This is a genomic window from Paraburkholderia sp. J67 (genome assembly GCF_905220265.1).
Lineage (GTDB): Bacteria > Pseudomonadota > Gammaproteobacteria > Burkholderiales > Burkholderiaceae > Paraburkholderia.
Window position 1 is genome coordinate 86,967 of record NZ_CAJMZK010000009.1, and the last position, 19,728, is coordinate 106,694.

The window sequence follows — 19,728 nt, forward strand, 5'->3', positions numbered from 1 at the left end:
ATGCATGCCGGCGCACACTGCGGCGACACGTTTCGGATACCTGATTGTGTCGATGTGCTGCGTCGGCTTACTGCGTAGACGCCACCCAGTCCTGCACACGCTCGCCGTGCGCGGCGATCCAGCTGTCGGCGGCGGCATCGGGCTTGGCTCCGTTCTGGATCGCCAGCATCACGCTGTCGATCTCGCCCGGCTTCCACTGGAACTTCTTGAGAAAGGCCACCACGGGCGGGGCCTTGGATTCGAGCGCCGGATTCGCGACGCTATCGACATGCTCGGCCGCGCCGAACACGTTCTTCGGATCGTCGAGAAAGCGCAGCTTGTATTTGGCGAACATCCAGTGCGGCGCCCAGCCCGTCACGATCACCGGCTTGTTCGCGTTGACCGCGCGCGCCAGTTCCGCCGTCATGCCGCTGCCGGAACTCGGCATCAGCGAGTAGGTCAGGCCGTATTGCTTGATCGCCTGATCGGTTTTCGACATCACGCCCGCACCGGCGTCGATGCCGACAATGCGCCCGGCAAACGCCGACTTCTGCGCGTTGAGATCGTCGATGCTTTTGGCGTTCACGTATTGCGGCACGACGAGGCCAATCTTCGCGCCCGGGAAATTGGTGCCCAGATCGACCACCTTGCCCTTGAACTGGTCCCAGTAGGCGCCCTGGGTCACCGGCAGCCAGGCGGAGAGCGTGGCGTCCAGATCGCCGCGCGCCACGCCCTGCCACATGATGCCGGCGGCCACCGGCACGAGTTCGACCTGATAGCCGAGGCGCTTTTCGATGATGCGCGCCGCCACGTTCGAGGTCGCCACGCTGTCGTCCCAGCCTTCGACGTAGCCGATTTTCAGCGTCGGCTTGCTGTCCGCGAGCGCCGCCGCGCTCAAGGCCACCGACACCACACCCATGCCCAACAGTTTTGCTAGCAGCTTCACGGTCATCTCCTGTGTTACGGGCAACGAGCGCCCCACACCTCCAGATTCACCCGTCACAAATGGCCGATACCGTTGTTTTCCGACGCGATCTTGTTCAGCCGCGACGTGGTGGTGTCGTGCCGGCTTGTATGCCGGTTTACTTCTCGACGACGAGATCCGAGCGCGGTGTGCTACAGCACAGCAGCACCATGCCCTGATCGATTTCCCGCTGACGAATGCCGCCGTTGTGCTTCATGTCCACCTCGCCCGACACGAGCTTGACCTTGCAGGTCCCGCACATGCCCTGCGTGCACGAGGCGGGCAGGCGCACGCCCGCTTCGCGCGCGGCCGCCAGCACGCTCTGGTGCGAGCCGCAGGCGATCTCGCGGTGGCTCTTTGCAAACGTCACCTTGAAAGTGGCCGCTTCATTCGGCGCTTCGATGGCGTCGCTTTCCACGGTTGGCGGCGCATCGTTCGCAGCCAGCGATTCAAACGAAAAACTCTCTTCGTGATAGCGCTCGCGCGCAAAGCCCGCTTCGTCCAGCAGGTCGCGCACGGCCTTCATGTAAGGCGCGGGACCGCAGGTGAAGATCTCGCGCTCCATGAAGTCCGGCGCAATCAGCTTGAGCAGCGGCAAGGTGAGAAAGCCCGTCACGCCCGACCACTGCGTACGCGCACCCACGCGCTCGCAGACGAACGAGGTGCGAAAGCTCGAATGGCTCGCGGCGATCAGCTCGAGCTCGCGCGCGAAGATCACGTCGTCGGGCGTGCGCGCGCTGTGCACGAAGACGATGTCGCGGTCTTCGGCCAGATCGTGATACGCGCGGCTCATCGACATCAGCGGCGTGATGCCCGAGCCCGCGGAAAGAAACAAATATTTGGGCGCAGCGTGGCGCGCGCAGGTGAATTCGCCCGCAGGCCCAAGCACGCGAATGGTTGCGCCCGGCATGAGGTTGTCGTGTAGCCAGTTCGAAACCTTGCCGCCTGGCACGCGCTTGACCGTGATGGAAATCGTGTGTGGTCGCGCGGGCGACGACGACACCGTATAGCAGCGGTTGATTGCCTCGCCGTCGATCTCCAGTTCGAGCGTGACGAACTGGCCCGGCTCGAACGAGAACGTGCGGCCCTGCGGCGAGCGCAGGAAAAAGCTCTTCACGTCGTGCGTTTCCTGCCGTACGTGGCAGCACTCCAGCGTCTCTTCGACGTCGCTCGTCCACTTCTCCGGCAACGCGCCCCAGAACGCCGGGCGCGTTACGCGGCTATCCGCGGGATCGAATTGGGCCGCATCTCGCATCATGTCAGACTCCGCTTTCCACGCGCAGGGGAATGGTCCGCTTGCGCGCGAGCGCGGCGGCAATACGACCCACATACCAGGCCGAGAATTTTTCGACGAGCCCTTCCGTAAAGGGTGAATACGGGCCCGGTTCGTAGGCGCTGCTGGCCGCGCCCCGCTGCGAATACTCCACCAGCGTGCGGTCCTGGTTGTTGGTCGCGTTCCAGACCGCCGTGAGGTTCGCCACGTCGTAGTCGATGCCTTCGCGCGCGTCCGCGTGCACGAGCCAGCGCGTACGCACGAGGGTTTCACCGGCCGAGAGCGGAATCACCGAGAACGACACGATGTGATCGCTCATGAAGTGATGCCACGAATTCGGCTGGGTCCAGAACGACAGACCGCCGAGATCGGCGTTGCGGAATTCGCCGAGCAATTTCTTCGAGGCCACCTTGGCGTCGAGCGTCTGCGATTCGCCGCTGCGGTCGAGCGGCAGGCGTTGCGTACGAAAGCCCGTCACGTCCAGCAGCTTTTCGATTTCCACCGACGGCAGATTCATTTGCTCCCACTGGCGCGCGCGCTCCTCGCAGGTGCGCTCGAAGGCGTCCATACCATCGGCGTTGGCGGGTGAGCGCTGATAGCCGAAGCCGTATTCGTAGAGCGAAATCGTCAGCTCAGGATGGTTCGCCACGCAGTGATAGCACTCGCGATTGTTCTCCATCACGAGCTTCCAGTTGCCCTTCTCGACGATATCCACTTGCGCGGCGACCTTGCAGCCGGCCAGGTCGTGCGGCAGCAGATACGGCTCCATCGCGGCGCGCAGGGATTCGAAGTCGGCGGGCGGTTCGTCGGCGAGACAGACGAAGATCAGGCCTGCCAGGTTCTGCACATGCACGCTCTTGAGGCTATGCTTGCAGCGGTCGAACTGCTCGCCCATGTGCTCGGCGAACATCAGTTCGCCGCTCAGGTTGTAGGTCCAGCTGTGATAAGGACAAACGATATTGCCGACCGAGCCCTTTTCCTCATTGCACAGACGCGCGCCGCGATGACGGCATACGTTGTGGAACGCGCGCACCTGCATGTCGTCGTCGCGAACGATCAGGATCGAGTCGCTGCCCAGTTCGACCGTGATGTAGTCGCCCGGCTCCGGAATTTCCGGCTCCACGGCCACCTGAATCCAGTGTTCCCGGAAAATCGCCTGCATATCGAGCGCGAAAATCTCGTCACTCAAATAAAAAGGCGCTTCGAGGCTGTAACCTGCTTTGCGCCGCTCCACCAGCGAGCGAATGTCTGCCGATACGTTCATCGTGTGCTCCGGATTCTGCGTCCTTGGTGCTTCAGTGAGTGCCTGGCTGATTCGTCGGACCTTTCCCGTTGGGCCTGATAGCGCCCGGCGAAATCAGTAATCGATGAGTTGATGCTCGCGTAAATACGCAAGGATCACTTGTGCTTTTTCGACCGAAGTCCCCGTATTTACGACGTTGCCGCCCCGGCTTTCGGTAGTGGTCGCGCCGAGCATGCGGGCGTGGCCCGAACGGCGCTCGGCGGCGGCGAATTTCACCGGCTTGCGCTCGACGGGGCCGGATCGCCAGGCGGCGGCTTCGGGGTCGGCCGCGCGCGCGGCAACTTTGGCGGGCCAGACCGAACCCGCACGCAACCGCGCGTAGGCGTAGGCGGGTTGTGCATCGGCGAGCGGATGGACGGCCACCACGGCGGGCAGCGCCGCTTCCACGCGACGGCGCAGACCTTTGGGCAGGAACTGGCGCACCTGTGCGCGCCCTTCCTTGACGTCGATATCGACCGCCGCGCCCACCAGCGCGTAGCCCAGCAGCGCCGCCACGCGGTACGGCAGCATGCCGCTGTCGTGCGCGCCCTCGGCGCGCGTGCCGGTCAGCACGAGATCGTGTTCGCGCACGCGCGTGGCGAGCGCCTTCGCGGCATCGTCGCTTGCCGCGCAGGTCAGCACTTCGACCTGGGCCGCGCCGAGCGCGAGATATTCGGGCAATGCCGGATCGGCGGGATCGCCCGCATGGATCACGTCGAGTTGCGCGCCGTGCCGTTGCGCGAGCTTGCGGCCCAGTTCGAGCGCGGCCGCATCGTTGCGGCTATAGCGCGGCGTGCCGCTCACGGGATGGCGTCCCGTCGATACCAGCACGGCGATGCGTTGCAGTTTCGCGTTGGCGTTCATGCGGCCACTCCTGCGGGGTTGCGTTCTTCCATGTCGATCTCGCCACGCTGGCGCGCCGCGCGTGCGGCCTCGACTTGCGCGATCAGCGCGGCGATGGTCGCCTGCGCGTCGCCCACGACGGTGAGATTCGCGCGCTTCGCGATCGGCGCGCTGGCGTCGGTATTCACGGCGATCACGTGGCGGCAGTCCTTGATGCCCTGCAAATGCTGCACGGCGCCCGAAATGCCGAAGGCGATATAGACGCTCGCCTCCACGGTTTTGCCCGTCGCGCCCACCTGCTTGTCGCGGGTAAAAAAGCCGTTGTCGACCGCCACGCGACTCGCGCCGATGGCCGCGCCGAACACGCCCGCGAGTCGCTCGAACGCGGCAACATCGCCCACGCCGTTGCCCGCCGAGACGATGAAATCCGCCTCTTCGAGCGCAACCTGCGCCGCGTCGATCTCCTCCAGCCCAAGATCGCGATACGGCTGCGCGAGCGCGCTGGCCGGGCGAATGAAGTCGCCCGCGAGACGCTCGCCCGCGCCCACGAACGGCAGCTTCGTTTCCACGGCGTTGGCCGCCAGCAAGATCACATCGGGCAACGTGCGGGTAGCGAAGGCGCGCTTCGCCTGTTCGTAGACGCCCACATGCTGCGCGTCGATTTCGACCACATGCGTGGCGACGCTCGCTCCTGCAGCGGCCGCGTAGCGTCGACCCAGATCGCCGTCACCATAGGCGTTATCGGGCAACAGCACATGCTTGGGCGACAGCGCGGCCGCACAAGCCAGCAACGCGCGCAACTCACTTTCCGGCGCAAAGGCGCGGCGCTCGAAACCCGGCAATTCGATGAGCTTGTCCACGCCGCGCGCGGCGGCATCTTCTTTCAGTTCGCCGAACACGAGCAGCGCCACTTCGGTCTGCGCGTCGGCAAGCAAGGCGGCGGCGGCGATCGCCTGGCAGGCGTGCTCGTCGAGCGCGCCGCGTTCGCTGTGCGCGACCGCCAGGATCACGTGCTTGCGCTCGCGCACTTCGCGGCGCGGCTTCGCTGCCGTGCCGCCGTGCGCGTGGCCCGCGCGCTGCAAGGCGGCCGGGTCGGCGCTGCCCTGCTCGCCCAGCGTGATGCGGCGCAGACCGTCGACGGTGATGACGAAAGGCCGGCGCGGATCGATTCGTTTGATAGCGTTCATCGGTTCACTCCAGCGCCGCGGCGACGAGTTCGGCCACATCGAGCACATCGGGGCGCGGGCCCACGACGCCTTCGAGCATGGCCGTACAGTTAGGACAGCCGACCGCTACCACGTCCGCGCCCACGGCGCGCGCGTCGGCGATGCGGATATCGGGAATGCGCTGCTTGCCCGGGATATCGGTGAGCGGCGCACCGCCTCCGCCGCCGCAGCAACGTCCGCGCATGCCGTTGCGCTCCATCTCCACCACGCGGATGCCGATGGTCTTGAGCAGCTTTCGCGGCGCTTCGGTCTCGCCGTTGTAGCGGCCCAGATAGCAGGGATCGTGGTACGTCGTGCGCTTGTCGCGCAGCGCGTCGAGCGCCTTGGGCTCGATGCGCTTGCTATCGGCCAGTTCCGCGAGCAGCGTCGTGTGATGCAGCACCTCGTAGCGCGCGCCCAGTGCGCGATATTCGTTGCGCAGGCTGTGCATGACGTGCGGATCGGCGGTAACGATGCGCTTGAATTGAAGCGCATTGAGCGTGCCCATCATCTGACGCGCCATCTGGCGGAAGGTGGCTTCGTCGCCCAGACGCCGCGCCACATCGCCCGTGTCGGTCTCGCTTTCGCCCAGCACCGCGTAATTCACGCCCGCCTTGTTGAGCACCTTGACGAGCGCGCGCAGCGTGCGCTGATAACGCATGTCGAACGCGCCTTCGCCCGCCACCAGCAGGATATCGACGGGCTTGCCCGGTTGCGCGAGCGGCGCGTCCAGATCGACCGACCAGTCGTAGCGCGCTGCCTTATCGTGGCCGCCCATCGTGCCGGTCTCGCGCAGATTGGCCAGCACTTCGGGGCCCTTGCCCGGCACTGTGCCGTGCACCAGCGTCTGGTTGCGACGCATATCGACGATGGCGTCCACATGCTCGATCAGCATCGGGCACTCCTGCACGCAGGCGCGGCAGGTGGTGCAGGACCAGAGCGTCTGCGCCTCGATCAGCCCAGCGACGATCGGGCCGTCCGGCTTGCCGCCGTGATGACCGACGGCGATGCCAGGGGTCGGGCTGCCCGCGTAGGCCACATCGGTGCCGCCCGCCATGCCAATCACGAGATCCTGAATCAGCTTCTTCGGATTGAGCGGTTGCCCCGCCGCGAAGGCCGGGCAAGCGGCCTCGCACTTGCCACACTGCACGCAGGCGTCGAAGCTCAGCAACTGGTTCCAGCGGAATTCGACGGGCTTCGCGACGCCATATTCCTTTTGCTCGATATCGGGCAGCTTGAGCGCCGTGGGCGGCGTGGCCCGGCCCTCGCCGGTCCAGGCGGCGCGGTTGGCATCGAAGCGCTCCTGACGCGGATGGAACGCCAGATGCAGCAGGCCCGCCACGGCGTGCTTCATCGGGCCGCCCTGAGCCGCGCCAAACGTCATCGTGTAGGCGCCGATCACGATCAGCACCGCGCAGAGCAGCGCAAACGCGCCGGACATCGCGCCCGCAGGCACGGCCGTGTACAACGCGATACCCAGCGCAAAGGCACCCAGCATCCACGGCAGCGTATTCCACGGCCCGCGCGAGAGGCGTGCTGGCACCTGCTTCGCATGGCGGCGACGCCACACGAACACCGCGCCCACCAGCATCGTCAGTGCAGCGAGCAGGATCAGCTTGTCGAGCCACGGCGAATAGATTGCCAGCCCGTAGTTGATGAACACCAGCACGAGCGCGCCAATCGCACCGCCCGCCGTGGCGACGTGGGTCTTCGCGATATACGGGTCGCGCGCCACCACATGATGCAGGTCGACGAAATAACGCTTCGGGATGCTGAAGAGATTGCCGACGCCAAACTTGCCATAGGCGCCCGGCACCGCCGCACGCCCAAGACGCCAGTAAGCGGCGCGCTTCGCGACCGCGAACGCGAGGCCCGCCATCGAGAGCCACAACAGCGCGGTGATGAGGTAGGCAGGCTTCATGGCTCAGAAGTCCTTGACGAGACGCAGCGCGTCGTAGATCGCGCCGTGGATGTTGTGCATGGAAATGCAGTCGCCCACGCGGAACAGCAGGAAGCGGCCGTTGCCGAGTTCTTCCGAGAGACACGGCTGCGGTTCCGCCGCAAAGAGCTTGTGCACGTCCACCTGACCGTGGTTCAGCGACTCGGGCTTGAGCTTCCAGTAGAGCGCGTCGTTGGGCGTGCTGCCGTTTTCGATCACCACCTGATCGACCGCGCGTTCCTCCTGCTCCTCCGTGTACTCGTTGCGCAGCACGGCGATCTTCTTGCCGTTCTCCTCGTACACGCGGTCGAGCCAGTAATTCGGCGTGTGAATCACGCCCTGCGCGTAGAGGCGACGGTAGAAGATCGGGAAGGTGGTGCCGCCCACGTCGTCGGCCACCTTTACGTCGGGCGTGACGATCTCCACGTTCGAGCCACGGCTCGAAATGAAATCGGCCACGCCCGCGCCTGCGTGCGTGCTCACGCCGTCGTAGACCAGCACGTTCTGCTTCGGCTCCACACGGCCCGAAAGGATGTCCCACGAACTCACGGCGAGCCCATCGTCCACGCCCCAAGCGGCAACCTGCTGCGTGAAGCTCGACCCGCCCGTGGCGAGCACGACGATATCGGGTTGTTCCGCGAAAATCGTCGCTTCGTCAGCGGTCACACCCAGACGGCGATCCACACCCAGGCGCTTCGTTTCCATATCGAACCAGCGCACGATGCCGGCCATCTGTTCGCGCTGCGGCGCCTTCGCGGCCAGCAGGATCTGCCCGCCCACGGCGTCGCCCTTCTCGAACAGCACGACGTCATGGCCGCGCAGTCGCGCAACGCGCGCCGCTTCCAGCCCCGCCGGACCCGCGCCAACCACCACCACCTTGCGCTTCGGGCCGCGCGTGCGCGCAATCACGTGCGGCATGGTCGCTTCGCGCGAGGTCGCGGCGTTCTGCACGCACAGCACGTCATGGCCGTTGTACTGCCGGTCGATGCAGTAGTTCGCACCCACGCATTGCTTGATTTCGTCTTCGCGGCCGTCGCGGATCTTGATGACCATGTGCGGGTCGGCGATCTGCGCGCGCGTCATGCCCACCAGATCGACCATGCCGGTCGCCAGCAGACGCTCGGCCTGGCCCGCGTCGCGAATGCTCTGCGCGTGCATCACCGGCAGCTTCACCACCGACTTGATGCCCGCCGCGAGATGCACAAATGGCTCGGGCGGCAGCGCCATCGGCGGCATGCAGTTGGCGAGCGTGTTGTGGGTATCCGCGCCCGATCCGATCACGCCGAGGTAATCGATCAGGCCGGTTTCGGACATCGCCTGGGCGATCTCCTTCAACTGCTCGTGATCGAGACCGTCTTCGTGGAATTCGTCGCCGCACATGCGCAGGCCCACGCAGAAGTCCTTGCCCACCGCTTCGCGCACGGCCTGCAAGACTTCGACGCCGAAGCGCAGACGGTTTTCGAGCGAGCCGCCCCATTCGTCGGTGCGGAAGTTGGTGCGCGGGCTCCAGAACTGGTCGATCAGATGCTGGTGCGCCGCCGAGATTTCGATGCCGTCCATGCCCGCGTCCTGCACGCGCTTTGCGGCCGTCGCGAAGTCGCCGATGATGCGGCGGATTTCCTCGACTTCGATGATCTTGGCGTTGCCACGGTGCACCGGCTCACGAATGCCCGAGGGCGACATCAGATGCGGCCAGTGTTCGCCATGAAACGCCGAGCGGCGGCCCATGTGCGTGGCCTGGATCATGATCTTCGCGCCGTGGCGATGCATGGCTTCAGCCAGACGCGAGAGCGGGTCGATGATGCGGTCGGTAGAAAGATTCACCGACTTCCACCAGCCCTGCGGGCTGTCGACCGACACGGGGCTCGAACCGCCGCAGACGGCGAGACCGACACCGCCCTTGGCCTTCTCCTCGTAATAGCGGATATATCGGTCGCCCGGCAGGCCGCCCGGCTCCGCATAAACCTCGGCATGGGCGGTGCTGACGATGCGGTTGCGCAGCGTGAGCTTGTTGAGCGTCAGGGGCTTGAACAGATTGGGATAACGCATCGCGGACGACCTCGGGTGTTCAATAGGTATTGCGGTCAGACGGGGCGGCTGGCCGATTCATTGAATTAATTCGGCATGCTTATTTGTATTCGCGCCGGGGCTCTCAGATTCCAGGCCCCCAGCTCAGGCCGTGAGCGGCGACACCTCGAACACGCAGTGCGCGTGGCATCCGGCGGCGCAGCGCACTTCGCGCGACTGGGCGCGCGGCGCGTTCTTGCCGCCGGGCGTCGTGTCGTTGACCCAGTCCATCGCGCCTGCGAACCAGCCGGCGAACATGTAGCAAAGCTTGTCGTCCTGACCGTTCTTCTCGGGCTGTGCGAGTACGAACGACGAATTGCGCAGTTCGATGCGCGCATGCGCGCTCGCCGGGTCGGCTTCCAGAATCGTGAAGAGACCCCAGCCGCGCTGCGAAAGGCGCTTGAGGTAATGCTCGAACACGGCCATGCCTTCGATGCCGTGCTTTTCGGCTTCCTTCGCGCACCAGTGATACGCGCTCTTGTAGCCCGCCTTGTAGAGGATTTCGGCGTAGGTGTCACGGCCCAGCGCTTCTTCCACGGCCGTGTGGTTGTTGGTGAAGAAATGGCGCGGCACGTAGAGCATCGGCAAGGCGTCGGTGGTCCAGACGCCGGTTTCCGGGTTCACGTCGATGGGCAGTTGCGGTTGCATCGTGGTCTTCCTGATCGTAGATTTCGTAGGGGCTTCAGACGTTCCAGACTTCGCCGAACACGCGCAGCCAGTTCTCGCCCATTACCTTCTTGATGCGCGACTCGCTCCAGCCCGCGCGCTCCATCGCGGCGGTCAGGTTCGGAAACTCGCCGATGGTGCGGATGCCTTCCGGGTTCACGACCTTGCCGAAGTTCGTCAGACGGCGATAACGACCCTTGTCGTGCGTGATCCAGTCGAAGAACTCCGTCGTGTAGCCCTGCGTGAAGTCCGTACCGATCCCCACGCGGTCTTCGCCAATCAGATCGACCACGTATTCGATCGCTTCCAGATAGTCCTCGACCGTGGCGTCCGCGCCGCGCTTGAGGAACGGCGCGAACATCGTCACGCCGACGAAACCGTTGGCGTCGGCGATCTCCTTGAGCTGCTCGTCGCTCTTGTTGCGCGGATGCTCCTTGAGACCCGAGGGGCAGCAATGCGAATACGTGACCGGCTTCTTCGACACGGCGATCGCATCCGACGAGGTCTTGCCGCCCACATGCGAGAGATCGACCATGATGCCCACGCGGTTCATCTCCTGGATCACTTCGCGCCCGTAACCGGAGAGGCCGCCGTCCGCTTCATAGCAGCCCGTGCCCACGAGATTCTGCGTGTTGTAGCAAAGCTGCACCACGTTCACGCCCAGTTCCTTGAACACCTCGATATAGCCGAGGTTATCCTCGAACGCGTACGAGTTCTGGAAGCCGAAGATGATGCCGGTCTTGTTCTCTTTCTTCGCGCGCACGATGTCGTCGGTGGTGCGCACGAGCGTGAGGATTTCGCTGTATTCGCGGATCTGCTGCTTCATCTCCGCGATGTTGTCGACCGTCTTCTGAAAGTCTTCCCAGACCGAGACCGTACAATTGACGGCGGTGACGCCGCCCTTGCGCATGTCCTCGAACACGGAGCGTTCGAACTTCGAAATGTTCAGGCCGTCGATGATGATGCTGTTGTCGTGCAGGGTGCTCATCGTGGTTAAGCTCCGTGGGGTCTCAGTAGATGGGGAAGCGCTCGCAGAGCGCGAAGATCTCGCGGCGCACGCGTTGTTCGGTGGCGGCGTCGCCTTCGGGATGCGCGCGCAGCGCGTCGAATACTTCGAGAATCAGCGTGCCGATCTGGCGGAACTCCGCCACGCCAAAGCCGCGCGTGGTGCCCGCGGGCGTGCCCAGTCGAATGCCGGACGTGATCGTGGGCTTTTCCGCGTCGAAGGGAATGCCGTTCTTGTTGCAGGTGATGCCGGCGCGCTCCAGCGCCTGTTCGACCTGGTTGCCCTTGAGACCCTTGGGGCGCAGATCGACCAGCAGCAGATGGTTGTCGGTGCCCCCCGTGACCAGATCGACGCCGCCCGCCTTGAGCACTTCGCCTAGCGCCTGCGCATTGGCCAGCACGTTGTCGATATAGGTCTTGAAGCCCGCGTCGAGCGCTTCGCCAAAGGCCACCGCCTTGCCCGCGATCACGTGCATGAGCGGGCCGCCTTGCAGCCCGGGGAACACGGCCGAGTTGATCTTCTTCGCGATCTCCTCGTCGTTGCTCAGCACCACGCCGCCGCGCGGGCCGCGCAGCGTCTTGTGCGTGGTCGACGTCACCACATGGGCGTGCTCGACCGGATTCGCATGGCGGCCCGCCGCGATGATGCCCGCGATATGCGCCATGTCCACCATCAGTTTCGCGCCCACGCTATCGGCGATGGCACGGAAGCGCGCAAAGTCCAGTTCGCGCGGATAAGCGGAAAAGCCCGCGATCAAGAGACTCGGCTTGTGCTGCTGCGCGAGTTCCTCGACCTGGTCGTAGTCGATACGCATCGTGTCGCGATTCACGCCGTACTGCACCGCGTTGAACCACTTGCCCGAAAGCGCCGGCTTCGCACCGTGCGTGAGGTGGCCGCCCGCATCCAGCGACATGCCGAGCACCGTGTCGCCCGGCTTGGCGAGCGCCAGCATTACGGCGCCGTTGGCCTGTGCGCCGGAATGGGGCTGCACGTTGGCAAAGCCTGCACCAAAAAGCTGCTTGAGGCGGTCAATGGCGAGCGATTCGATTTCATCGGCGAATTCGCAGCCGCCGTAATAGCGCTTGCCGGGATAGCCTTCGGCATACTTGTTGGTGAGCACCGAGCCTTGCGCTTCCAGCACCGCACGCGACACGATGTTTTCCGAGGCGATCATTTCCACCTGCGATTGCTGGCGTTCCAGTTCTTTCAGAAGGCTGCTGCGCACCGCAGAGTCGCGCTGGGCGAGCGGTTGCGAAAAGAAGGCTTGCGAGTTCGACATAGGGCGTCCATGACGAGAGATTGGGGGTGGCTGGCCACGCCGCGCAACGCGGCGCTTGCGTGGCTTCCAACGGCTCTATTCTTGTCGCTCGGCTTTTTGATCGATATCCGAATTCAGACGCGTTCTTTTCCTTTTCCGCCATCGGCGTCCGTTTTTCACAAGTCCCGCCAGGTGCTACCTGGCGCAACCTCCCCCCTTTCGCAGCGCCTCCAAATTCTTTCTGATCCGAATAAATTTCTCGTACACTCGGAACGGCCATTCCCCGATGTGTAGAGCTGCCCATTCAAGCGCGATCCCACGTGTTTGATGCGTGCCGAATAGCACAGTCGTTTCCTCAGGGGAAAGACCTGAAGCTCGTTGTAAGGACGGTGGCTTATAGGGTTTTGCCGCATGGCAGACCCCGGGGGCCGCCTCCAGAATGCCGTAGCCTGGTCGCGCCCCGAGCGCCGCCATCGAATAAAAGGAATGGTTCCCCATGTCTCCCGAGCGCACCGCGTCGCTAGCGCATTTCGCGTTCATGCCGCTGCCGAACTTCACGATGATCGCCTTCACCAACGCGATCGAAGTGCTTCGGATGGCGAATTATCTGAGCGGGCAGCCGCTCTATCGCTGGTCGATCATCAGTCCCGAAGGCGGCACCGTGACGTCGAGCAGTGGTATCGGCTTCGACACGGGGCCGGCCGAATGCGCCGGGCAGCCCGATATCGTGTTCGTGTGCGGCGGCGTCGACGTGCAGCACGTCACCACGCCCGCCTATCTGAATACGCTGCGCCGCTTCGCGCGCATGGGCGTGGCGCTGGGTAGCCTCTGCACCGGCACCTATGCGCTCGCGAAGTCGGGCCTGCTCGCGGGCTATGCCTGCGCGATCCATTGGGAGAATATGTCGGCGCTTAAGGAAGAATTTCCCGCCACGCGCTTTCTCAAAGAACTGTTCGTGATCGACCGCGATCGCGTGACCTGCACGGGCGGCGTGGCGCCGCTCGACATGATGCTGCACCTCATCACGCCGCGCGTGGGCACGGCGCGCGTCACGCAGATCGCCGAGCAGTTCGTGGTCGAGCATATTCGCGACACCAGCGCGCAGCAGCGCATGCCGCTCGTCGCGCGGCTCGGGTCGGCCAACAAGTCGCTGTTCGAAGTGATCTCGCTGATGGAGAGCAATATCGAAGAGCCGCTTTCGCGCGAGGAACTGGCACGTCTCGCGAATATGTCGCAACGCCAGTTGCAACGGCTCTTTCACGAACACCTCGGCATGACGCCGACGCACTACTACCTCACACTGCGCCTGCGCCGTGCGCGCGAGCTGCTGCTGCAAACCGATATGTCGATCATGCAGATCACGATGGCCTGCGGTTTTCAGTCGGCCTGTCATTTCAGCAAGAGCTATCGCGACGCGTTCGCCATCGCGCCCACGGGCGAGCGCCGCAAGCGTGTCGCGCCAATGGCCGGCGTGGATGCGCCGCTGCGGCATCTGCCTGCGTTACCGGTTCACGCCTGAAAGCGCACATCGGCAGGCAGCAACGCAAACAGGCAGCCCCAACCACGGGCTGCCTTTTTATTGCACGTGAATAACGTTACGCCGCCAGCATCCGATGCGGGTCGATAACGAATTTACGCGGCGCGCCACCATCGAACTTCTTGTAGCCTTCGGGCGCTTCTTCCAGCGAAATCACCGTCACATTGACGATCTTCGCGATCGGCAAGCGGTCGAACAGAATCGCCTGCATGAGATTACGGTTGTACTTGAGCACGGGCGTCTGCCCGGTGTGGAAGGTGTGCGACTTCGCCCAGCCCAGGCCAAAGCGGATGCTCAGGCTACCGTGCTTCGCGGCTACGTCGGTCGCGCCCGGATCGTCGGTCACGTAGAGGCCGGGAATGCCGATCATGCCCGCGGGCCGCGTGATCTCCATCAGCGAGTTGAGCACCGTCGCGGGCGCTTCTTCCGCGTGGCCCGACGCGCCATGACCATGCGCCTCGAAACCGACGCAATCGACCGCGCAATCGATCTCGGGCTTGCCGAGAATCTGCTCGATCTGCTCGCCGAGCGACGCATCCTTCGAGAGATCGACCACTTCGAAGCCCATCGCCTTCGCATGCGCGAGGCGTTCGGCGTTGATGTCGCCGACGATCGTGCAAGCCGCCCCAAGCAGGCGCGCCGAAGCAGCCGCCGCCATGCCGACCGGCCCCGCCCCCGCGATATAGACGGTCGAACCAGGCTTCACGCCTGCTGTGACGGCACCGTGATAGCCCGTCGGCAGGATGTCCGATAAGCAGGTGAGATCGCGGATCTTCGACATGGCCTGATCGCGATCGGGGAATTTGAGCAGGTTGAAATCGGCGTAAGGCACGAGCACGTACTCGGCCTGTCCGCCGATCCAGCCGCCCATGTCCACATAGCCATACGCGCCGCCCGCGCGCGAGGGATTGACGTTGAGGCACACGCCCGTGTTCTGCTCGCGGCACATCGCGCAGCGCCCGCATGCCACATTGAACGGCACGGACACGAGATCGCCGATCCTGAGCGTTTCGACGTCACGGCCCACTTCGACCACTTCGCCCGTAATCTCGTGGCCGAGCACCAGACCGACCGGCGCCGTCGTGCGGCCGCGCACCATGTGCTGGTCCGAGCCGCAAATATTGGTGCTGACAACCTTGAGAATCACACCGTGACCGATCGCGCGTCCCGAAGGATCGACCATCTTCGGGTAGTCGATATTCTGTACTTCGACCTTGCCCGCTCCGAGATACACCACGCCTCGATTGTTGCTCATCGCTGCTGTCTCCTTTGTGATGGGTTATGTCTTGCTGCTACTTCATGTCACTGCTCCATGCGAGGTAGTCGGCGCGCGTCCAGTCGAGCGCCACGCCCACGCGGCGCGTGCCGGGGCGGATCTTGGGTTTGTGCACGGCGAGCGTGAGCGTTTCGAGCGCGGGCCACTCGCGGAACGACAGCGCCGCGAGATCGGCGACCAGCGTTTCGAGCAGCCGCGTATGCGGCTTGTGTGCGAGCCAGTCGGCGACGCGCGTGCAGTAGCCGTCGTAATCGATCCACTCGCCGCTTTCGTTGGGCGCGCAACGGTAGCCCAGTTGTGCGTCGATCACGACGGGCTGCGGTGCGCCATGCTCGTGCGCATGGATACCCACGCGCACCGGCACGCTCAACGCTTCGACGAACACGCTCCAGCCGCGGCCCCGGCCGGCCCATGCGTCTCGCGGCGCATAGGCCTGGACGATGCCTTCGTCGACGATCTTCATGACATCAGCGGCGCGGCGGCGTCGAGCAGGATGCGGCAGAAGTAATCGGCGAAGCTGCGCCGCACGACCACTTCATAGCGATCCGCGCCGGTCGGGATCAGCACGATCGAGGCCTTGAAAAAGAAGCTCTGGGCGCACTGGCCTTCGTTGAAGAGGCGCGGATGCAGATCCAGCGGGCAGCCGCGCGCGAGCACTTCACGCACGCGCGTACCGGTCAACTCGACCACCGTAAAGCCGCTGCCGACATCGACCGCCGACGCCCACGCGTCACTATTGCCGCTCAATGCACCCGTGAGCTTCGCTTCGAGCACGCCGGCTTCGACCGGGCCAGCCGAACGCACGAGCCATTCGTCCGGGCCGAGCCAGAGCACGTCGTAGTCCGCACCTTGCGAGCGCGTGTTCGGCTTCAAGGGCAGGCCGCAACCCACGGCCTGCGCGAACGCGCTGGCGAAGCCCGCATTGCCCGGTTCCCCGCGCACGTTGACCAGATCGCGAAACGGCAACTCGCGCATCGCAAACGCCTTCGACGTGCGCGCGGTGTGCGGCTTCATCACGTCCGCCGAGCCAACGAACGGCGACTCCAGTTTCACAGTGGCCACGCGCTCAGCGAGGGGCATCGGTTCTCTCGTTTCATTCCACATGCTGACGCACCCCTTCCGTGTCATAGAAAATCGGGCTGGCGATCGTGGCCGTCACGCGACGGCCATCGGCCATCGGCACCACCACCTTTTCGCCCATCTTGCCCAAACCACCCTTCACCACCGCGAGCGCAATCGAGCGCTTGAGGATCGGGCTGTAATAACTCGACGTCACGTGGCCGATCATCGCCGTCGTGCCGTCCGCGCCGGTGCGCGTCTCGGGGGCCACGATCTGGCCGCCTTCGGGCAGGACGTATTGCGCGTCCTCGGTCAGCAAGCCCACGAACTGCTTGCGCCCTTCCTTCGCCGTATCCGAGCGCGAGAGCGAGCGCTTGCCCAGAAAGTCCTTGGTCTGCGAAACCAGCCCGCCCATGCCCAGATCGAACGGCGTGACCGATCCATCGGTGTCCTGACCGACGATGATGTAGCCCTTCTCCGCGCGCAGCACGTGCATCGTTTCCGTGCCGTAGGGCGTGATGTCGAATTCCGCGCCCGCCGCCATGATCGCTTCCCACACGGCGCGGCCCGCATTGGCCGGCACGTTCACTTCATAGGCCAGTTCGCCCGAGAAGCTGATGCGCATCACGCGCGCCTTCGCGCCCGCCACCGTGCCGTTGCGATACGACATGAACGGGAACGCCGCATTGGCGAAGTCGATGTCGGCGCACACCTTTTGAAGCACCTTGCGGCTCTTCGGGCCGACCACGGCAAACGTCGCCCAATGGTCGGTCACGGAGGCGAGACGCACCTTCATGTCCGGCCACTCGGTCTGCAACCAGCGTTCGAGCCACGTGAGCACGCGCGCAGCGCCACCGGTCGTGGTCGTCATCATGTAGTGCTCGGGGGCAAGGCGCACCGTCACGCCGTCGTCGAACACCATGCCGTTTTCGTCGAGCATCAGGCCGTAGCGGCACTTGCCTACTTCGAGCTTGCTCCACGGGTTCGTATAGACCCAGTTGAGCAGCTTCGCGGCGTCGGGACCCTGGATGTCGATTTTGCCAAGCGTCGAGGCATCGAGAATGCCCACGCTATTGCGCACCGCCAGGCATTCGCGCTTGACCGCCGCGTGCAGATCCTCGCCCTTCTTCGGGAAGTACCACGGACGCTTCCAGTTGCCCACGTCCTCGAACAGCGCGCCATGCTCCACATGCCATTCATGCACGCAGGTCTTGCGGATCGGGTCGAGCCAGTCGCCCAGCTCACGGCCCGCGAAGGTGCCGAACGTGACCGGCGTGTAGTTCGGGCGGAACGTCGTGGTGCCCGTTTCGGGAATCGACTTGCCGAGCGCGTTGGCCAGGATCGCCATGCCGTTGATGTTGCCGAGCTTGCCCTGGTCGGTGCCGAAGCCCATCGCCGTGTAGCGCTTGACGTGCTCGATCGATTCGAACCCTTCGCGTGCGGCCAGCAGAATGTCCGCCGCCGCCACATCGTTCTGGAAGTCGACGAACTGCTTCGGCCCGCGCGCCGCCGCCGCGTGGCTGCCCACCAGCCAGAGCGGTTGCAGCGGCGCTTCAGCGTGGTCGACGACCTTCGGCACGGCCGGACGCGTCACCGCAAAACCCAGCGACTGCGCGGCATCGACGCCTGCGTCCACAGCCTGCGTGAGGCCTCGCGCGAGGCTGAACTCGCCCACTGCCGCGCCCGCGCTCACTTCGGGCTGCACGCGCTTGCCCGGAATGAAGCACGACTTCGCCTCGCTCCATGCAGCCTTGCCACCGGACTGTGCGAACAGGTGCAGCACCGGATTGAAGCCGCCCGACATCGCCACCAGATCGCAGGGCAGATCGGCCTGCTTCGCGCCGGTCTGGCCTTTGTTCCAGGCGACGACTTCGACCGAATTCACACGCAGCTTGCCGCGTGCGCTCATGATTGCGGCGTTGTTCATGATCTTCACGCCCTGACGGCGCGCGGCGGACTGCCACTCGCTCGTGCCCTGGCCACGCGGATCGACGACCGTGACGGCCGCGCCGCAAGCCTTCAGATCCAGCGCGCAACGATAGCCCGCGTCGTTGTTCGCGAACACCACGGCGTTGCGGCCCGGCAGCACGCCGTAGCGATGGATATAGCTCGACACCGCCGAGGCCAGCATGATCCCCGGCAGATCGTTGTTGCCGAAGACGATGGGCCGCTCGTGCGCGCCCGTTGCGAGAATCACGCGCTTCGTGCGGATCTTCCAGAGCAACTCGCGCGTGCCCTGACGCGTGGAGACCGGCAGATGATCGGTCAGGCGCTGCGTCACGGTCACGAGGTTGTGGTCCTGATAACCAAACGCCGTGCTGCGCGAAAGAATCTGTACGTCGGGCAATTTCGCGAGTTCGGCTTCGATCTTTTCGACCCAGTGAATCGCGGGGCGGCCTTCAATCTCGGTCTTGCCCGAGAGCAGGCTGCCGCCGAGTTCGCGCTGGTCGTCGACGAGGATCACGCGCGCGCCGCTGCGCCCTGCGGTCAATGCTGCGAGCAGACCGACCGGGCCACCGCCCACCACCAGCACGTCGCAATGCGCGAAGGTCTTGTCGTAGCGGTCGGCGTCGAGCGCTTCGGGCGCCTTGCCCAGACCCGCTGCCTCGCGGATCTTTTCTTCATACTTCGGCCAGAACTTGCGCGGCCACATGAAGGTCTTGTAGTAGAAGCCCGCAGGCATGAAGCGCGAGAACTTCTGGTTCACGGCCATGCGGTCGTTTTCCAGGTTCGGCACGGCGTTCACGCTCGTTGCCACGAGGCCTTGATACAGCTCGATTTCGGTCGCGCGTGCATTCGGCACCGTATGTGCGCCGCGCTCCAGTTGCACGACCGCGTTCGGTTCGGCCACATCCGCCGTGACGATGCCGCGCGGACGGTGGTACTTGAAGCTGCGCGCGACGAAATGCACGTCGTTGGCGAGCAGCGCCGAAGCCAGCGTGTCGCCCTGATAGCCCTGATACGTGCGCCCGTTGAACGTAAAGGTCAAGGGAATCGCGCGGTTGATGCGCCCGCCTGCGCCCAGACGATTTTTCTGGCTCATGCCTTGCCCCCTTGTGTGGTCTTTTCGTTTGCGCCCGTAGCGCCCGTGCGGAAAGTCTCATAGCCGTGAATCTCGTAGCTCACGGTGTCGCGCGTGACCATGAACCAGCGGCGGCAGCCCTGCGTGTGCAGCCATTGCTCCTTGTGCACGCCGCGCGGGTTATGGCGCATGAACAGGTAGTCGCCCCATTCCTTGTCCGAGAGTTTTTCGGTCTCCAGCGGGCGGGCGATTTCCGCCTCGCCGCCACAGCTAAATTCCGCTTCGGCACGCGGGCCGCACCACGGACATTCGATCAACAACATGATGTGTTCTCCTTGCAGGTCCGTGTGGG

15 protein-coding genes and 2 pseudogenes are annotated in these 19,728 nt (G+C 64.6%); 1 reads left to right on the top strand and 16 read right to left on the bottom strand.

Annotated elements, in window-relative coordinates; all coding sequences use genetic code 11:
• Positions 1 to 67: 67 nt before the first annotated feature.
• The 11 genes and pseudogenes from U5782_RS18495 to U5782_RS18540 form a co-directional block, all read right to left on the bottom strand.
• Positions 68 to 925 carry a glycine betaine ABC transporter substrate-binding protein gene (locus U5782_RS18495; RefSeq protein ID WP_322045311.1) on the bottom strand — a complete coding sequence of 286 codons (858 nt, stop codon included), beginning with the start codon at positions 923 to 925 and terminating at the stop codon, positions 68 to 70.
• Positions 926 to 1,061: 136 nt separating this feature from the next.
• Positions 1,062 to 1,310, bottom strand: a pseudogene (locus U5782_RS41650) (2Fe-2S iron-sulfur cluster-binding protein); the annotation flags it as partial.
• Positions 1,311 to 1,366: 56 nt separating this feature from the next.
• Positions 1,367 to 2,201: pseudogene (locus U5782_RS18500) on the bottom strand (FAD-binding oxidoreductase); the annotation flags it as partial.
• A gap of 1 nt (position 2,202) precedes the next feature.
• Positions 2,203 to 3,480: an aromatic ring-hydroxylating dioxygenase subunit alpha gene (locus U5782_RS18505; RefSeq protein ID WP_322045313.1), complete on the bottom strand. Its 1,278-nt coding sequence runs from the start codon at positions 3,478 to 3,480 to the stop codon at positions 2,203 to 2,205.
• 93 nt (positions 3,481 to 3,573) lie between these two features.
• Positions 3,574 to 4,362, bottom strand: coding sequence for an electron transfer flavoprotein subunit beta/FixA family protein (locus U5782_RS18510; protein WP_322045314.1), 789 nt, complete (start codon positions 4,360 to 4,362; stop codon positions 3,574 to 3,576).
• Positions 4,359 to 5,528 (bottom strand): electron transfer flavoprotein subunit alpha/FixB family protein, encoded by a 1,170-nt coding sequence (locus U5782_RS18515; RefSeq protein ID WP_322045315.1) that lies wholly within the window; start codon positions 5,526 to 5,528, stop codon positions 4,359 to 4,361. Before U5782_RS18515 ends, U5782_RS18510 begins: the two co-directional genes overlap by 4 nt.
• A 4-nt stretch (positions 5,529 to 5,532) precedes the next feature.
• Positions 5,533 to 7,467 (bottom strand): (Fe-S)-binding protein, encoded by a 1,935-nt coding sequence (locus tag U5782_RS18520; RefSeq protein WP_322045316.1) that lies wholly within the window; start codon positions 7,465 to 7,467, stop codon positions 5,533 to 5,535.
• A gap of 3 nt (positions 7,468 to 7,470) precedes the next feature.
• Complete coding sequence (locus U5782_RS18525; protein ID WP_322045317.1) at positions 7,471 to 9,534, bottom strand: NADH:flavin oxidoreductase; 2,064 nt, start codon at positions 9,532 to 9,534, stop codon at positions 7,471 to 7,473.
• Between the two features lie 123 nt (positions 9,535 to 9,657).
• Positions 9,658 to 10,200, bottom strand: coding sequence for a DUF5943 domain-containing protein (locus U5782_RS18530; RefSeq protein ID WP_322045318.1), 543 nt, complete (start codon positions 10,198 to 10,200; stop codon positions 9,658 to 9,660).
• A 34-nt stretch (positions 10,201 to 10,234) separates the two neighbouring features.
• Complete coding sequence (locus U5782_RS18535) at positions 10,235 to 11,206, bottom strand: dipeptidase (RefSeq protein ID WP_322045319.1); 972 nt, start codon at positions 11,204 to 11,206, stop codon at positions 10,235 to 10,237.
• Positions 11,207 to 11,228: 22 nt separating this feature from the next.
• The gene (locus tag U5782_RS18540; RefSeq protein ID WP_322045320.1) at positions 11,229 to 12,503 is read right to left on the bottom strand and encodes a serine hydroxymethyltransferase; all 1,275 of its coding nucleotides are present in this window, start codon (positions 12,501 to 12,503) and stop codon (positions 11,229 to 11,231) included.
• A gap of 475 nt (positions 12,504 to 12,978) precedes the next feature.
• Here U5782_RS18540 and U5782_RS18545 point away from each other — a divergent pair, with 475 nt between their 5' ends.
• Positions 12,979 to 14,001 (top strand): GlxA family transcriptional regulator, encoded by a 1,023-nt coding sequence (locus U5782_RS18545; RefSeq protein WP_322045321.1) that lies wholly within the window; start codon positions 12,979 to 12,981, stop codon positions 13,999 to 14,001.
• A gap of 76 nt (positions 14,002 to 14,077) precedes the next feature.
• Here the strand turns inward: U5782_RS18545 and fdhA are convergent, their stop codons facing one another.
• The 5 genes from fdhA to U5782_RS18570 are packed head-to-tail and all read right to left on the bottom strand — an operon-like array spanning position 14,078 to position 19,699.
• Positions 14,078 to 15,274: a formaldehyde dehydrogenase, glutathione-independent gene (gene fdhA / locus U5782_RS18550; RefSeq protein ID WP_322045322.1), complete on the bottom strand. Its 1,197-nt coding sequence runs from the start codon at positions 15,272 to 15,274 to the stop codon at positions 14,078 to 14,080.
• A 37-nt stretch (positions 15,275 to 15,311) separates the two neighbouring features.
• Positions 15,312 to 15,758 (bottom strand): dihydroneopterin aldolase, encoded by a 447-nt coding sequence (locus U5782_RS18555; RefSeq protein WP_322045323.1) that lies wholly within the window; start codon positions 15,756 to 15,758, stop codon positions 15,312 to 15,314.
• On the bottom strand, positions 15,755 to 16,399 hold the full coding sequence (locus U5782_RS18560) for a sarcosine oxidase subunit gamma (RefSeq protein WP_322045324.1): 645 nt from the start codon (positions 16,397 to 16,399) through the stop codon (positions 15,755 to 15,757). Before U5782_RS18560 ends, U5782_RS18555 begins: the two co-directional genes overlap by 4 nt.
• Entirely contained in the window at positions 16,389 to 19,397 is a 3,009-nt protein-coding gene (locus tag U5782_RS18565; RefSeq protein WP_322045325.1) for a sarcosine oxidase subunit alpha family protein, read from the bottom strand. Before U5782_RS18565 ends, U5782_RS18560 begins: the two co-directional genes overlap by 11 nt.
• On the bottom strand, positions 19,394 to 19,699 hold the full coding sequence (locus tag U5782_RS18570) for a sarcosine oxidase subunit delta (RefSeq protein ID WP_322045326.1): 306 nt from the start codon (positions 19,697 to 19,699) through the stop codon (positions 19,394 to 19,396). The genes U5782_RS18565 and U5782_RS18570 overlap by 4 nt, the downstream gene beginning before the upstream one ends.
• Positions 19,700 to 19,728 lie beyond the last annotated feature (29 nt).

What these genes read in the sequence shown, in the direction of transcription:
- U5782_RS18505 (WP_322045313.1), bottom strand. Translation starts at nt 3,480, where the DNA reads ATGAACGTATCGGCAGACATTCGCTCGCTGGTGGAGCGGCGCAAAGCA.
- U5782_RS18510 (WP_322045314.1), bottom strand. Translation starts at nt 4,362, where the DNA reads ATGAACGCCAACGCGAAACTGCAACGCATCGCCGTGCTGGTATCGACG.
- U5782_RS18515 (WP_322045315.1), bottom strand. Translation starts at nt 5,528, where the DNA reads ATGAACGCTATCAAACGAATCGATCCGCGCCGGCCTTTCGTCATCACC.
- U5782_RS18520 (WP_322045316.1), bottom strand. Translation starts at nt 7,467, where the DNA reads ATGAAGCCTGCCTACCTCATCACCGCGCTGTTGTGGCTCTCGATGGCG.
- U5782_RS18525 (WP_322045317.1), bottom strand. Translation starts at nt 9,534, where the DNA reads ATGCGTTATCCCAATCTGTTCAAGCCCCTGACGCTCAACAAGCTCACG.
- U5782_RS18530 (WP_322045318.1), bottom strand. Translation starts at nt 10,200, where the DNA reads ATGCAACCGCAACTGCCCATCGACGTGAACCCGGAAACCGGCGTCTGG.
- U5782_RS18535 (WP_322045319.1), bottom strand. Translation starts at nt 11,206, where the DNA reads ATGAGCACCCTGCACGACAACAGCATCATCATCGACGGCCTGAACATT.
- U5782_RS18540 (WP_322045320.1), bottom strand. Translation starts at nt 12,503, where the DNA reads ATGTCGAACTCGCAAGCCTTCTTTTCGCAACCGCTCGCCCAGCGCGAC.
- U5782_RS18545 (WP_322045321.1), top strand. Translation starts at nt 12,979, where the DNA reads ATGTCTCCCGAGCGCACCGCGTCGCTAGCGCATTTCGCGTTCATGCCG.
- fdhA (WP_322045322.1), bottom strand. Translation starts at nt 15,274, where the DNA reads ATGAGCAACAATCGAGGCGTGGTGTATCTCGGAGCGGGCAAGGTCGAA.
- U5782_RS18555 (WP_322045323.1), bottom strand. Translation starts at nt 15,758, where the DNA reads ATGAAGATCGTCGACGAAGGCATCGTCCAGGCCTATGCGCCGCGAGAC.
- U5782_RS18560 (WP_322045324.1), bottom strand. Translation starts at nt 16,399, where the DNA reads ATGTGGAATGAAACGAGAGAACCGATGCCCCTCGCTGAGCGCGTGGCC.
- U5782_RS18565 (WP_322045325.1), bottom strand. Translation starts at nt 19,397, where the DNA reads ATGAGCCAGAAAAATCGTCTGGGCGCAGGCGGGCGCATCAACCGCGCG.
- U5782_RS18570 (WP_322045326.1), bottom strand. Translation starts at nt 19,699, where the DNA reads ATGTTGTTGATCGAATGTCCGTGGTGCGGCCCGCGTGCCGAAGCGGAA.